The sequence below is a fragment of the Pseudomonas sp. FW305-96 genome (assembly GCF_058783825.1).
Map to the genome: position 1 here is coordinate 25,449 of NZ_JBYSYW010000025.1, position 13,913 is coordinate 39,361.

The 13,913-nt window shown below is 63.7% G+C and carries 11 protein-coding genes; 4 read left to right on the forward strand and 7 right to left on the reverse strand.

The genetic code is table 11. The features are described 5' to 3' along the window. Positions 1 to 185: 185 nt before the first annotated feature. From tpx to AC3WL2_RS18185, 3 genes are all read right to left on the reverse strand, one after another. Positions 186 to 686 (reverse strand): thiol peroxidase, encoded by a 501-nt coding sequence (gene tpx / locus AC3WL2_RS18175; RefSeq protein WP_102683911.1) that lies wholly within the window; start codon positions 684 to 686, stop codon positions 186 to 188. 166 nt (positions 687 to 852) lie between these two features. Next, on the reverse strand, positions 853 to 2,133 hold the full coding sequence (locus AC3WL2_RS18180) for a serine/threonine transporter (protein WP_102683910.1): 1,281 nt from the start codon (positions 2,131 to 2,133) through the stop codon (positions 853 to 855). A gap of 256 nt (positions 2,134 to 2,389) precedes the next feature. Next, positions 2,390 to 3,589: an amino acid aminotransferase gene (locus AC3WL2_RS18185; RefSeq protein ID WP_102683909.1), complete on the reverse strand. Its 1,200-nt coding sequence runs from the start codon at positions 3,587 to 3,589 to the stop codon at positions 2,390 to 2,392. 249 nt (positions 3,590 to 3,838) lie between these two features. Here AC3WL2_RS18185 and AC3WL2_RS18190 point away from each other — a divergent pair, with 249 nt between their 5' ends. Beyond that, positions 3,839 to 4,894 carry a tetratricopeptide repeat protein gene (locus AC3WL2_RS18190; RefSeq protein WP_102683908.1) on the forward strand — a complete coding sequence of 352 codons (1,056 nt, stop codon included), beginning with the start codon at positions 3,839 to 3,841 and terminating at the stop codon, positions 4,892 to 4,894. 9 nt (positions 4,895 to 4,903) lie between these two features. Here the strand turns inward: AC3WL2_RS18190 and AC3WL2_RS18195 are convergent, their stop codons facing one another. Both AC3WL2_RS18195 and AC3WL2_RS18200 read right to left on the reverse strand, forming a co-directional pair. Continuing rightward, entirely contained in the window at positions 4,904 to 6,883 is a 1,980-nt protein-coding gene (locus tag AC3WL2_RS18195; RefSeq protein ID WP_102683907.1) for a hybrid sensor histidine kinase/response regulator, read from the reverse strand. A 73-nt stretch (positions 6,884 to 6,956) separates the two neighbouring features. Continuing rightward, a complete protein-coding gene (locus AC3WL2_RS18200; RefSeq protein ID WP_102683906.1) occupies positions 6,957 to 7,406 on the reverse strand; it encodes a nucleoside deaminase in 450 nt (149 codons plus the stop codon). Positions 7,407 to 7,551: 145 nt separating this feature from the next. On the opposite strand from AC3WL2_RS18200, the gene AC3WL2_RS18205 reads away from it, so the two are divergent. Next, positions 7,552 to 8,241: a type 1 glutamine amidotransferase domain-containing protein gene (locus AC3WL2_RS18205; protein ID WP_102683905.1), complete on the forward strand. Its 690-nt coding sequence runs from the start codon at positions 7,552 to 7,554 to the stop codon at positions 8,239 to 8,241. Between the two features lie 90 nt (positions 8,242 to 8,331). Here the strand turns inward: AC3WL2_RS18205 and hppD are convergent, their stop codons facing one another. Further along, positions 8,332 to 9,408, reverse strand: a complete 1,077-nt coding sequence (gene hppD, locus AC3WL2_RS18210) for a 4-hydroxyphenylpyruvate dioxygenase (protein WP_023629687.1) — start codon at positions 9,406 to 9,408, stop codon at positions 8,332 to 8,334. Positions 9,409 to 9,721: 313 nt separating this feature from the next. On the opposite strand from hppD, the gene AC3WL2_RS18215 reads away from it, so the two are divergent. Further along, entirely contained in the window at positions 9,722 to 11,317 is a 1,596-nt protein-coding gene (locus AC3WL2_RS18215) for an EAL domain-containing protein (protein ID WP_102683904.1), read from the forward strand. Between the two features lie 34 nt (positions 11,318 to 11,351). Beyond that, the gene (gene rarD, locus AC3WL2_RS18220; protein WP_102683903.1) at positions 11,352 to 12,239 is read left to right on the forward strand and encodes an EamA family transporter RarD; all 888 of its coding nucleotides are present in this window, start codon (positions 11,352 to 11,354) and stop codon (positions 12,237 to 12,239) included. Here rarD and AC3WL2_RS18225 read toward each other — a convergent pair. Beyond that, positions 12,202 to 13,773 (reverse strand): TerC family protein, encoded by a 1,572-nt coding sequence (locus AC3WL2_RS18225; protein WP_102683902.1) that lies wholly within the window; start codon positions 13,771 to 13,773, stop codon positions 12,202 to 12,204. The genes rarD and AC3WL2_RS18225 overlap by 38 nt on opposite strands. Positions 13,774 to 13,913: the final 140 nt, after the last annotated feature.

The window sequence follows — 13,913 nt, forward strand, 5'->3', positions numbered from 1 at the left end:
TTCAGAGAATGACGGCGTGGAGAGCGTGAACGATAAGCACTGGCATCGTTTTAGCAAAGGGGCTTTACCAGTGCTTTACCTTCGGCTGACGTTGGCAAAGGCGTGAACTTTAAATGAAAACGGCCTGGAACAGGGTCCAGGCCGTTACCGGGTGTTACCTGGTTCGCCGGCAAGCCGGCGAACACTTACTTCAAGACAGCCAGCGCCGCCTCGTAGTTCGGCTCGTCGGCGATTTCGCCCACCAGCTCGCTGTGCAGCACCTTGTCGTTTTCGTCCAGCACCACCACGGCGCGGGCGGCCAGGCCGGCCAGCGGGCCATCGGCGATGGCCACGCCGTAGTTTTCCAGGAACTCGCGGCCACGCAGGGTCGACAGGTTCTTCACGTTCTCCAGGCCTTCAGCGCCGCAGAAGCGCGCCTGGGCGAACGGCAGGTCGGCGGAGATGCACAGCACCACGGTGTTGGCCACGTCATTGGCCTGGGTGTTGAACTTGCGCACCGAAGTGGCGCAGGTCGGGGTGTCGACGCTTGGGAAGATGTTCAGCACCTTGCGCTTGCCGGCGAAGTCGGCAAGCGACTTGTTCGACAGATCGCCAGCGACCAGGGAGAAGGCAGGTGCCGCGGCGCCTTGCTTCGGCAGTTCACCGCTGACTTGAACCGGGTTGCCTTTGAGAGTCACTTGAGCCATGGCGGAAATCCTTATGCGGGTTTGGAAAAAGACCTCGAGTTAAGCACGAAGCCGCGCAAGTGCCTATAACCAAACATGAAATTGTTGCATTGCCAGACAATTCTTGTGGACAAAAAAATGCCCGGATCGCGACAAGCCATCCGGGCATATTGCTTTCAGCGATGCATCAGGCCAGCAGGCCGTACACCACCGAGGTCAAGGCCACCAGGCCGACCACCACCACGAACACGTTGGACAGCGCACCGCTGTACTTGCGCATCGATGGCACGCGGCGGATGGCGTACATCGGCATCAGGAACAGCAGCACGGCGATGATCGGGCCGCCAAGGGATTCGATCATGCCCAGGATGCTCGGGTTGAGGGTGGCGACGATCCAGCACACCACCAGCATCAGCGCGGCAACGATGCGGTCCAGGGCCTTGGCGCCTGGGCGCATGCCGGACTTGACGATCATGCCCTTGAGGCCTTCGCTGGCACCGATGTAGTGACCCAGGAACGACTTGGCGATGGCGATGAAGGCGATCAGCGGCGCGGCGAAGGCGATGGCCGGCTGCTCGAAGTGGTTGGCCAGGTAGGACAGGATCGACAGGTTCTGCGCCTTGGCTTCAGCCAGCTGGGCGCTGCTCAGGGTCAGCACGCAGCTGAACACGAAGAACAGCACCATCAGCACCATCAGCAGATGGGCGCGGCGCAGGATCTGGCCGCTGCGCTCGTCGGCGTGCTCGGCGTAGCGGCGCTTCTGATCAACGGCAAAGGCCGAGATGATCGGCGAGTGGTTGAACGAGAACACCATCACCGGAATGGCCAGCCACACGGTGTGCAGGAAGGCCGAGCCGGACGGCACCTGGGTAGCGGTGTCGAGGATGCCGCCGGTCCAGTGCGGCACCAGGTACAGGGCCAGCAGCGCCAGGGCAACGATGAACGGGTACACCAGCAGGCTCATGACCTTGACCGTGGCCTGTTCACCGCAGCGCACGATGGCCAGCAGGCCGAGGATCAGCACGAACGACAGGATCGCACGCGGCGGCGGCGCGATATGCAACTGGTGCTCCATGAAGCTGCTGACGGTGTTGGTCAGCGCCACGCTGTAGATCAGCAGGATCGGGAAGATGGCGAAGAAGTACAGGACAGTGATCAGCGCACCGGCGGTGATGCCGAAATGCTCCTCGACCACGTCGGTGATATCGCCGCCCTTGCTGCCCGAGAGCACGAAACGGGTCAGCCCGCGGTGGGCGAAGTAGGTCATGGGGAAGGCCAGCAAGGCCAGGACCAGCAGCGGCCAGAAACCGCCAAGGCCGGCGTTGATGGGCAGGAACAGGGTTCCGGCGCCGATGGCCGTGCCGAACAGGCCCAGCATCCAGGTGGTGTCTTGACGCGACCAGCTACCGAGGGTGGCGGGGGTCGATTCTACAAAGCGTTGTTCAACGCTTGGGGCCTGCTCATTCATTCCGGGTGAAGCTCCACTCGCAAGACTGCAACAGGCTGAGAATGGCGAAATAGACGATTCGCCCAACTCAACCGGGGAAGAGGGGCGCGATTGTGCATGCAAAGGTTGCACTTGGGGAAGCCCCGCCCGAGGGACGGTTGCACTTGTCTTTACAAGAAAGCGGGTTTTCGGGTTGCAAAAACAATCGCGGGGCAAGTCGCATCGGTGCGCCGATGCGATTTGCCCCGCGATAAAGCCAGTTCGGCCAGCGCCGATGTCAGCCCTTGTGCACGGCGGCAAATGCCTCGGCAACCTGGCGCAGGTTGGCCGGACGCAGCCCGGACATGCACACCCGGCCGCTGTCGATCAAGTACACGCCGAATTCGTCACGCAGACGGCGCACCTGTTCGACGCTGAAGCCGGTATAGCTGAACATGCCGCGCTGGCGCAGGAAGAATTGGAAGTCCTGGCCTGGCAGCAGCTCGCCGAGCAGGTCGACCAGGCCCTGGCGCATATCGAGGATGCGCTTGCGCATTACTTCCACCTCTGCGGCCCATTGCGCGTTGAGCACGGCGTCACCGAGCACGCCGGCCACCAGCTGGGCGCCGAAAGCGGGCGGGCTGGAGTAGTTGCGGCGCACGGTGGCCTTGAGCTGGCCAAGCACGCTGGAAGCGGTGGCGGCATCGTCGCAGACCACCGACAAGCCCCCTACCCGCTCGCCATACAGCGAGAAGATCTTCGAGAACGAGTTGCTGACCAGGCAAGGCACGCCGGCACGGGCCATTTCGCGGATCGCATAGGCGTCTTCGACCAGGCCTTCGCCGAAGCCCTGGTAGGCGATATCGAGGAACGGGATCAACTGGCGCGCCTTGACCACCTCGACCACCTGCTGCCACTGCTGCTGGTCCAGGTCGACGCCGGTGGGGTTGTGGCAGCACGGATGCAGCAGGACCACGCTGTTCTGCGGCAAGGCCTGCAGGCTGGCCAGCATGCCGGCGAAGTCGACGCCGCGGGTGTCCGGGTCGAAGTACGGGTAGGTGTGCACCTTGAAGCCCGCGCCTTCGAAGATTGCCCGGTGGTTGTCCCAGGTCGGATTGCTCACCCACACCTCGGAGCCTGGGAAGTAACGCTTGAGGAAGTCGGCACCGACTTTCAGGGCGCCCGAGCCGCCGACGGTCTGCACGGTGGCCACGCGGCCAGCGGCGACGGCCGGGTGCTCGGCACCGAACAGCAGCGCCTGGATCGCCTGGCGGTAGGCGGCCAGGCCTTCCATCGGCAGGTACAGCGAGGCTTCATGGGGCTGGCCGGCCAGGCGTTTCTCCACCTCGGCCACCGCCGCCAGCTGCGGCACCACGCCGGCTTCGTCGTAGTACAGGCCGATACTCAGGTTGACCTTGGCGGCCCGCGGGTCGGCCTTGAAGGTTTCCATCAACGAGAGGATCGGGTCGCCGGCATAGGCATCGACATGTTTGAACACAGCGTGCAGCTCCTTGGAAATCAGGACAGTTCAGGAAAGGCTCAGCCGAGGATACCCGCAGAGCGCCACGAGGAACATCACCGATGTGCAAGGAAACCCTGCAGGTTTGCAAGACCGAACCCGCAGCCCACGGATTTTGCCAAGCGCCGCCGCCCAACAGCTTGATACCACCCCTGGATCGCACCCTGATCGTTGCAATTGCCACCTGCCTGCCCCAAGCTCTGCCGTACCGCCACCCCGGACCGCGAGATGCCCACACGTCGCCCTCTCCTGATCGCCCTGTTGCTGTTGTTAGTGCTGCCCGCGTCGATCGGTTACCTGTGGCGTGACCGCCAACCCGCACCGCCCAGCCTGCCGCCCCACAGCTACGCCAAGGCCCTGCGCCAGGCACACGATGGCCTGCCGGGCGCCGCGCGGGTGCTGTACCAGCAGTTGCAGCGTGACGACCTGCCACCCATCCGCCGCGCCGCGCTGCATGCCGAACTACCCAATTACCCCTCGCCACAGGCGTTGAAACTGGCCAGCCAGGACCTCGAGCACGCCGACCCATTGGTCCGCCGCGCCGCCATTACCAGTATCCGCCGGCTGTTGCCGGCGGCCCAGCGCAGCCTGGTGCTGGGCCCATTGCTGGAAGATGACGAGCAAAGCGTGCGCTTCGCCGCGGTGGACGCTCTGCTGGGTCTCGACCCCGACGCCATCGGCCTGTACTTCGGCCCCTTGCAGGATGCCCTGGAGCAGTACGAGCAGACCTTGGAGCAACAGCCCGACGACGCCGCCGCCCAGCTGCACCTGGCCCGGCTATACATGCATGAACAAGCCTACGAGGCAGCCTCCAGGGCCCTGCGGCGTAGCCTGGCCGTGGCCCCTGAAGGCCTGGACGCCCTGGCCACCCAGGTTCGCCTGCTGGAGCAACAGGGCCAGCACGACGCCTCCCGCGAGGTGCTCGCCAAGGCCCTGGCGCTACGCCCGGATTCCGCGTTCCTGCAATACGAACTGGGCCTGTGGCTGACTCGCCATGAGCAGCAGGAATACGCCCTGCTTGCCCTCTCGCGGGCTGTCGAGCTGGAACCGGAAAACAACGATTATCGCTACACCCTGGCCATCACCCTGCACCAGCTGGAACAGCTCAATGCCGCGCAAAAGCAGCTGGAAACCGTGCTCAACCGCCAACCGGCCAATCGCCGGGTGCGGGTACTGCTGATCGAGTACTGGAAGGAAACCGGCCAATTGCAGAATGTCCAGGTCCTGCTGGCCGAGCTGGAGCGGCAGAACCCGGACGACCCTTTCCTGCAGCAGGGGCTGTGATCGCCGGCCTCAGGCCTGCAGCATGTGCTGAATCTGCACCACCAGCTTCTGCAGCGAGAACGGCTTGAACATCAATGCCGTGCCCGGCTGGTCGAGCAGGGCCTGCTCCACCGGATCGGCGGTGAAGCCAGTGATGAACAGGATCTTCTGTTCGGGCTCGATCATGCGCAGCGCCTTGGCCACCTGGCGGCCACTGAAGCCCCCCGGCAGACCGATATCGGTGATCACCAGATCAAACGGCCCTGCATGCCTGAACTGCCCCAGCGCGCTGTTGGCATCGGGCACGGCACACACCTCGAAGCCGCAATCGACCAGCGCCTCCCTTATCAGGCCACGCAGGTTTTCTTCATCATCGACCAGCAACAATCGTTCACCCTGGACCTGTGGCGGCAGTGCATCCCGAGCGGGACTCTCCGGCAATATCCCCTGGTAGCGTGGGAACATCATCACGACCCGGGTACCCTGGTCGATCGTCGACTCGATCCACATCTGGCCGCCCGACTGCTGCACGAAGCCATGCACCATGGGCAGCCCCAGGCCTGCCCCCTGCCCCAGGGGCTTGGTGGTGAAGAACGGTTCAAATACCCTTGCCAGGTCCTCGCGACTCATGCCATGGCCATCGTCCTCGACCTGCAGCATGACATAGTCCCCCGGCAGCAAGGCTGCCGCCCCTTCGCAGGGCAGTGCCATCCGTTCGTTGGCGGTGCGGATCATCAACCTGCCCTTGCCCAGGCAGGCATCGCGTGCGTTGCTGCACAGATGCAGGAGGGCGTTGCGCAACGTATCCGGGTCGACCTGTAAAGGCCAGGGCGCCACATCCAGCTGCATGTTCAGGTCTATCTCGCAGCCCAGGGTCTGACGCATTATCGGCTCTGCGTCCCGCAACAGGTGGTTGATGTTCAGTGGATTGGGCGACAAGGGTTGGCTACGCGCAAAGGCCAGCAGGTTCTGGGTCAGGCCGATGGCTCGCTGGGCGCATTCCCGGGCCATCCGCACATACTCTTCCACGCGGTCCATCCGCCCTTGGGCGAGGCGTCGCTCGAGCAATTCCAGGCTGCTACCGACGCCGGACAGTACGTTGTTCATTTCGTGTGCCAACCCGCCCGCCACCTTTACAACGCCCTCCATGCACTGGCTGTCGCGCACTGCCGCCTCGGCCAGGCGCTGGACCGCATTGCGGTCCTCGGTGATGTCCCTCCCCACCAGCGTCGGCAATGCCTGATTAGCGTTGCCGATCCAACGGAACCAGCAGTAATGGCCGTCGCTATGGCGAACCCGCCCCTCGAAGGGCGGCGCGCCGCGCCCCTGGACAAGCGCCATCAGCGCCAGCTGCGCTTCGGTACGGTCCGCGGGATGGAACAACTCGGGCAGGGTGACTCGCAACTGCGCTGCCTCACCCCAGCCCAGAAGCCGATCCCAGGCAGGGTTGGCTGTGCGCACGCGCAGATCGGCCTCGAGTATCAGCATCACATCGGGCGACAACTGCCAGGTATGTTCCGGGTCGCCCAGGTACTGCGTCAGGCGCGCTTCGAAGGACTGCGCCAGCTCGCGCCACTCGCGGCTGGCGCCGACACTGGCAGTGGTCTCGATCAGCGCGTGGAGGAACCCGGCCACCACACCCTGGTCGTCGCGGATGGGCGAGAAGCAGCCAGTGACCCAAGCCGTGGCCGCGATACCCTCACGATGCACCGGTAATGGGGCATCCTCGATCAGGCTACCCTGCCCCTGCAACACCTTGAAAACGGTTGCCCCCATGCTCTCCCAGGATTGCTCCCACAGCGCGTCGAAGGCACACCCCTGGTGGTTGACAGCACCGCCGAGCAGGGCCTGGTAGGCATCGTTGTGTATGACTGTCAGGGCCGCGCCCCAGACCAACGCACAGGGAAACGGTGACATCAATACCATGTCGACGGCGATGCGCAGGGTCGGCGGCCAGGAGGTCAACGCCCCCAACGGTGTCGCGCTCCAGTCGAAGCCAGCGATGGGCATGCCCACCTCGGCCAGAGAAGATGACGGCGGTGCCAGATGAATGACCTGGACCTCTGCGCCCCTGGTGTTCAAATCAGTGGCCAATATCTTCGTTCCACAGCTCTGGGTTGGCTTCGATGAACCGGCGCATCAGCGCCTTGCAGGTCTCATCGTCATGCACCTCAAGGCGCACGCCGCGGTCGCCGAGCAACTGCTCTTCGCCCATGAAGGTGACGTTCTCGCCGATGATCACGTGCTTGATGCCATACAGCAGGATTGCGCCACTGCACATGGCGCAGGGCGACAAGGTGGTATAGAGGGTGGCCTGCTGGTAAACCCGGGCCGGCTGTCGGCCGGCATTCTCCAGGGCATCCATCTCGCCATGCAGGATGGCACTGCCCTGCTGCACGCGGCGATTGTGGCCACGGCCGATGATCCTGCCCTCGTGCACCAGTACCGAGCCGATCGGAATGCCACCTTCCTCGAGCCCCTTGCGGGCCTCGTCGATGGCGGCCTGCATAAATCTGGAAGTGTCCTGGTCCATGGCGTCTCCCGGTAGCGCGTCGACTTTTGCAGCAGCCTAGCACAGCGCCCGTGCCCATGGCGCATTGCGTGGCGGGGGCTATGCTCAAATGGCTTTTGATCTTGCTGGCCAAACGTTTTCCCATGGATTCGACGGGCATGCGCACATGAACAAGAAGCTCCTGGTCGTGCTGACCAATACCGCCAAGTATCCCGATATCAAGCGCGCCACAGGATTGTGGCTGGGCGAGGCCGTGCACTTTGTCGACGCAGTGCAAAAAGCGGGTTTTGCCGTCGACTATGTCAGCCCGGCGGGCGGCTATGTACCGATCGACCCACACAGCCTGCAGATGGCGCCAGACCTGGACTGGCAATGGTACAACGACAAGGCGTTCATGAACCGCCTTGGCGCCACCTTGAGCCCCGGCCAGGTCAAGGCCGACCAGTACAGCGCGATCTACTACACCGGTGGCCACGGCGTGATGTGGGACTTCCCCGACAACCAGCCATTGCAGGAGCTGGCACGGCGCATCCATGAGCGCGGCGGCGCGGTCGCCGCGGTGTGCCATGGGGTGGTGGGTCTGCTCAATATCAAGCTCAGCGACAACAGCTTGCTGCTCAAAGGGCGCAGGGTCACCGGCTTTTCCAATACCGAAGAAAAACTGGTTGAGCTGGACAAGGTGGTGCCGTTTCTCACCGAGAACGAACTGGGTGCTCGCGGTGGCGAGTACAGCAAGACGGATGACCCGTGGGCGGCCTATGTGGTGGAGGACGGCAGCTTGATCACCGGGCAGAATCCGGCATCAAGCGCCAAGGTAGCCGAAGCGGTGATCCGCTACCTGAACAGGCAACAATAAACGCTCACCACAACAAAGCGCGGGGCAAGCCCGCTCCCGCCACCTTCCGGCGTGGGAGCGGGCTTGCCCCGCGATGGTGTGCTCGACCGATTACTCGGTGCTCAACACGCCGCGACGCACCTGGTCACGCTCGATCGACTCGAACAGCGCCTTGAAGTTGCCTTCACCGAAGCCGTCGTCACCCTTGCGCTGGATGAACTCGAAGAACACCGGACCCAGCAGGGTCTCCGAGAAGATCTGCAGCAGCAGGCGCTTGTCGCCGGCCTCGGAGGCACCGTCCAGCAGGATACCGCGGGCCTGCAGCTGGTCGACCGGCTCGCCATGCCCTGGCAGGCGCTCCTCGAGCATCTCGTAGTAGGTCTGCGGCGGCGCGGTCATGAAGCGCATGCCGAAGCCCTTGAGCGCGTCCCAGGTCTTGAGCAGGTCGTCGGTGAGGAAGGCCACGTGCTGGATGCCCTCGCCGTTGAACTGCATCAGGAACTCTTCGATCTGCCCCGCCCCTTTGGACGATTCCTCGTTGAGCGGGATGCGGATCATGCCGTCGGGCGCGGTCATGGCCTTGGAGGTCAGGCCGGTGTACTCGCCCTTGATGTCGAAGTAACGGATCTCGCGGAAGTTGAACAGCTTCTCGTAGAAGCCGGCCCAGTAGGCCATGCGCCCGCGATAGACGTTGTGGGTGAGGTGGTCGATGATCTTCAGGCCCGCGCCGACCGGGTTGCGGTCCACGCCTTCGATGAACTTGAAGTCGATGTCGTAGATCGAACTGCCTTCTTCGTAGCGGTCGATCAGGTACAGTGGCGCGCCGCCGATACCCTTGATCGCCGGCAGGCGCAGTTCCATCGGGCCGGTCTCGATTTCTACCGGCTGGGCACCCAGTTCCAGGGCGCGGGCATAGGCTTCATGGGCGTTGCGCACGCGGAATGCCATGCCGCACACCGAAGGACCATGCTCGGCCGCGAAGTACGAGGCGGCGCTCTTGGGTTCGTTGTTCAGGATCAAGTTGATGCCGCCCTGGCGATACAGGTGCACATTCTTGGAACGGTGGGTAGCCACCTTGGTGAAACCGAGAATCTGGAATACCGGCTCCAGCACGCCGGGGGTCGGCGAGGCGAGCTCGATGAATTCGAAGCCTTCCAGGCCCATCGGGTTTTCGAAGATATCTGCCATGTTCTTTTCCTCATCTGCAGCGAAAAACGGTTGATTACAGGCTTTCGATGTGGAGATGGCGTGGTGGTGAGCACGGGATCCCGCGCACGCTGCGGGCCAGGAAGTCACCAATGATCAGCTTGAACCCATGGTATGTCATATGGACCCATTCTCGGCGGGCTTGATTCCCCAGGAGGTGGAGAACCTTATTGTTGTATTCGTAACCCGATTCTACAGTGCGTAAATTTGTTTGTCGCGCTTTAGTTCGCAGGTTGTTCCGACAAACGGCTATCCTCTGCATCATCAATTCAGCCCGCAGAAGGTTCCCTCGCGCATGCCCCTGACCATCAGACGCCCCTCCCGCTGGAGTTGGCGCACCCTGCTACCCTGGGGCGTGGGCGTGTTGCCGCTACTGTGCGGGCTGACGGTGATGCGCTGGCAGACCGAACAGGAACTACAGGCCGACAGTCGAGCCACGGCTCAGGAGGTAGCTGGCCATATCGAAGAGATCCTCGACAGCCTGGCCGCGACCGCCCATCGATTGCTGCCTAAGGCCGGGCAACCGTGCGACGAGGTGCAACTGGAGCTGCGCATCGAGCTCACCCGCAACGCCTTCGTGCGTTCGACCAACCTGTTCGATCACGACAGGCTGTATTGCACCTCGCTGTACGGTAATTTCGACGAACCGGTGAATGCCAGGGACTACGCCAACGGGCAGCTGTGGCTGATGAACGGCAACTCGGTCACCCCGGGGCATGCACTGCTGGCATATCGTGCCAGCCAGCCGGAGCGCGGCGACCGGGGGGCGATCACCACGGTCGATGGCCGCCACCTGCTCACCGCGCTGCACCTGATCGCTGCCGACAACCTGGTGAAGGTACATGTCGGCAATCACTGGATGGGCAGCGATGGCCAGGTTCACGAAGGCAAGCCGCCGGTCGCGACCATCGCCGCCACGCAGCATGCTTCCACCCGCTACCCATTCGATGTGCACGCCGGCTACGACGCAGGTAAGCGCACCGCGTTGATGCGCTCACGCTACCCCGCCCTGCTGAGCCTGCTGCTGATGCTGGGCGTGGCGGCCGGCGCGGCTTGTCGCTGGCAGATCCGTCGGGCCAGCTCATCGCGTGGCGAGCTGGACCGGGCCTTGGATGCCGACGAGTTCGTGCCGTATTTCCAACCGGTGGTGCGCAAGGGCGACTACCATTGGGCCGGGGTCGAGGTGCTGATGCGCTGGCAACACCCCCGCGAGGGACTGGTGCGCCCAGACCTGTTCATTCCTTACGCCGAGCACAGCGGCCAGATCGTCGCCATGACCCGCTCACTGATGCTGCACACGGCCCAGGCGCTAGCCCCGCATGCGGCCCTGTTGGAGGAAGGTTTCCACATCGGCATCAACATTACCGCAGACCACTGCCGCGACCTGAGCCTGCTCGATGATTGCCAGACCTTTCTCCAGCACTTTCCGCCCGGGCGCGTGGTGCTGACCCTGGAGCTGACCGAACGCAAGCTGATCGAACCCACGCCGATCACCCTGGAATTGTTCGAAAAATTGCACGCCATGGGCGTGATGATCGCCCTGGACGACTTCGGCACCGGCCAGTCCAGCCTCAATTACCTGCGTCAGTTCAACGTCGACTACCTCAAGATCGACCAGAGCTTCGTCGCCATGATCGGCGGTGACGCCCTATCCCAGCACATCCTCGACACCATCATCGAACTGTCGGCCAAGCTGGCCCTGGGCATCGTCGCCGAAGGCGTGGAAACCGAGGTGCAGCGCGACTACCTGGCGCGCCATGGCGTGGACTTCCAGCAAGGGTACCTGTTCGCCCGCCCCATGCCCGCCAGCGAGCTGCTGCTGGCCCTGGCTGCTCGCCCGGGCAGCCCGCAGTTGCCGCAAGACAGTGCCCCTGAGATCATGCGCGGCTGATCCACCCGCTCACTTCCCGTTTTCCGAGGCATTCGTGTCAAAAGGCATTGTTTCGTCGGTCATGGCGTCCTGTCTGTTCGCCGTGATGTATTTCTATACCTCCTTCCTCAAGCCCCTGGACGGCGAGGAGATCTTCGGCTGGCGGACCCTGCTGACCCTGCCCTGCCTGACGCTGTTCATGCTGGCATCCAGGGACTGGAAGCGGGTCGGCGAGCTGCTCGGGCGGGTGCGCCGCACGCCGCTGCTGTTGCTCGGCATGGTCGGCACCTCGTGGTTGATGGGCGTGCAGTTGTGGCTGTTCCTCTGGGCGCCGCTGCACGGGCGCAGCCTGGAGGTATCGATGGGCTACTTCCTGTTGCCGCTGGCCATGGTGCTGACCGGGCGCGTGGTCTATGGCGAGCGCCTGTCGCGCCTGCAGAAGGTCGCGGTGAGCTTTGCCGCGCTGGGGGTTGGCCACGAGCTGTACCAGCACGGCAGTTTTGCCTGGGAAACCCTGCTGGTGATGATCGGCTACCCGATCTACTTCGTCCTGCGGCGGCGTTGCCGCACCGACCACCTGGGCGGTCTGTGGTGCGACATGTGCCTGTTACTGCCCTGGGCCCTGTACTTCGTCATCCAGGGCCCGCTGTCGGCAACCGATCTGGCCGAGCATCCAGGCTTGTACGGCCTGATCCCGCTGCTCGGGGCGATCAGCGCCTGCGCCCTGATCGCCTACGTGCTGGCCAGCCGCCTGCTGCCGTTCAGCCTGTTCGGCCTGCTCAGCTACGTCGAGCCGGTGTTGCTGGTAGGCGTGGCCCTGCTACTGGGCGAGACCATCGGCCCCGACCAGTGGCTCACCTACCTGCCAATCTGGGCCGCCGTGCTGGTACTGGTGCTCGAGGGCTTCAAGCATCTGCTGCGCCAGCGTCGGCGTTCGGTGTAAGGCGTACCTGGCGGACCCGGCGCTCCTCCACCGCCACCACGGTCATGCTCCAACCATTCCAGGCCAGGTGATCACCCACCACCGGCAAGCGGTCCAGCAAGCTCATCACCAGGCCCGCCAGGGTCTGGTAGTCCTCGGTGGCACGGGCGGCAAAGCCGGTGCGCGCCTGGACCTGGGCCAGGTTCAAGGCACCGCTGACCACAAAACCGTCCGCCTCCTCGATCACACCTGGCCCCTCCACCTCGCTTGCGTCCGGCAGTTCGCCGGCAATCGACTCGAGAATATCGGTCATGGTCAACACACCGATGAAATCACCGAACTCGTTGACCACGAAGGCGATGTGCGTCGACTGCCCGCGCATCTGCTCCAGGGCATTAAGGATGCTGAAGCTCTCCAGCAGGTTCAGCGGCGCACGAGCCAGGGCTTCCAGGTCGGGCTGGCTGCCGGACAGCAGCTCCTTGAGTAGCTCCTTTTTGTGCACGAAGCCCAGCGGTTCCTCGATGTGGCCGTCACGGATCAGCGGCAGGCGCGAGTACGGCGAGTTGACCAGCGCCTGGGTGATGGCTTCGCCCGGCTGCGACAGGTCGATGGCATCGACCTTGGCGCGGGCCGTCATCACCGTGCGGATCGGCCGCTCGGCCAGATTCAGCACACCACTGATCATCACCCGCTCACGGCGGTCGAACACCACCTGTTCTTCGCCACCCTCGACCAGGTCGGCGATTTCCTCGCCCACCTCGTCAGCCTCCACCCGGCGCCCGCCCATCAGGCGCAGCACGGCATGGGCGGTGCGTTCACGCAGCGGCCGGTGCTGCTGCACACTGCGTTTGCGACGGGCACGGGCCAGCTGGTTGAACAGCTCGATCAGCAACGAGAAGCCGATGGCCGCATACAGGTAGCCTTTGGGGATATGGAAGCCCAGGCCTTCGGCGGTGAGGCTGAAGCCGATCATCATCAGGAAGCCCAGGCACAGCATGATCACTGTCGGATGGGCGTTGACGAAACGGGTCAACGGCTTGCTGGCGACGATCATGATGCCGATGGAGAAGATCACCGCGATCATCATCACCGACAAGTGCTCGACCATGCCCACGGCGGTGATCACCGCATCCAGCGAGAACACCGCATCCAGCACGACGATCTGCGCCACGATCGGCCAGAACGCGGCATGGCGGGTCACGCCGCCGCTTTGGGCAACATGGCCCTCGAGGCGTTCGTGCAGTTCCATGGTGGCCTTGAACAACAGGAACACACCACCGAACAGCATGATCAGGTCACGGCCGGAGAAGGTCTTGCCGAACACCTCGATCAGCGGCGCGGTTAGGGTCACCATCCACGAGATGCTGGCCAGCAGGCCAAGGCGCATGATCAGTGCCAACGACAGACCGATCACCCGGGCGCGGTCGCGCTGGTGCGGCGGCAGCTTGTCGGCAAGGATGGCGATGAACACCAGGTTGTCGATACCCAGCACCAGCTCGAGGACGATAAGCGTCAGCAGGCCTAGCCAGGCCGTGGGGTCGGCTAGCCATTCCATTAGCGGGTACTCACAGGGGATGCGTCACGAGGACGGGGGAAGGAAGGCCGGGATGGCCAGGGACTGGGGGGCTCCGCGAAGGTGCTCATAGGGACCTTGATAACAATTAGGGACGACGATCCTACAATCGAAGCAGAATT

Bases quoted from the DNA above. Each gene is read 5' to 3' on its own strand.
- tpx (WP_102683911.1), bottom strand. From the start codon at position 686: ATGGCTCAAGTGACTCTCAAAGGCAACCCGGTTCAAGTCAGCGGTGAA.
- hppD (WP_023629687.1), bottom strand. From the start codon at position 9,408: ATGGCAGATATCTTCGAAAACCCGATGGGCCTGGAAGGCTTCGAATTC.
- AC3WL2_RS18195 (WP_102683907.1), bottom strand. From the start codon at position 6,883: ATGCCCATCGCTGGCTTCGACTGGAGCGCGACACCGTTGGGGGCGTTG.
- AC3WL2_RS18215 (WP_102683904.1), top strand. From the start codon at position 9,722: ATGCCCCTGACCATCAGACGCCCCTCCCGCTGGAGTTGGCGCACCCTG.
- AC3WL2_RS18205 (WP_102683905.1), top strand. From the start codon at position 7,552: ATGAACAAGAAGCTCCTGGTCGTGCTGACCAATACCGCCAAGTATCCC.
- AC3WL2_RS18225 (WP_102683902.1), bottom strand. From the start codon at position 13,773: ATGGAATGGCTAGCCGACCCCACGGCCTGGCTAGGCCTGCTGACGCTT.
- AC3WL2_RS18200 (WP_102683906.1), bottom strand. From the start codon at position 7,406: ATGGACCAGGACACTTCCAGATTTATGCAGGCCGCCATCGACGAGGCC.
- AC3WL2_RS18180 (WP_102683910.1), bottom strand. From the start codon at position 2,133: ATGAATGAGCAGGCCCCAAGCGTTGAACAACGCTTTGTAGAATCGACC.
- AC3WL2_RS18190 (WP_102683908.1), top strand. From the start codon at position 3,839: ATGCCCACACGTCGCCCTCTCCTGATCGCCCTGTTGCTGTTGTTAGTG.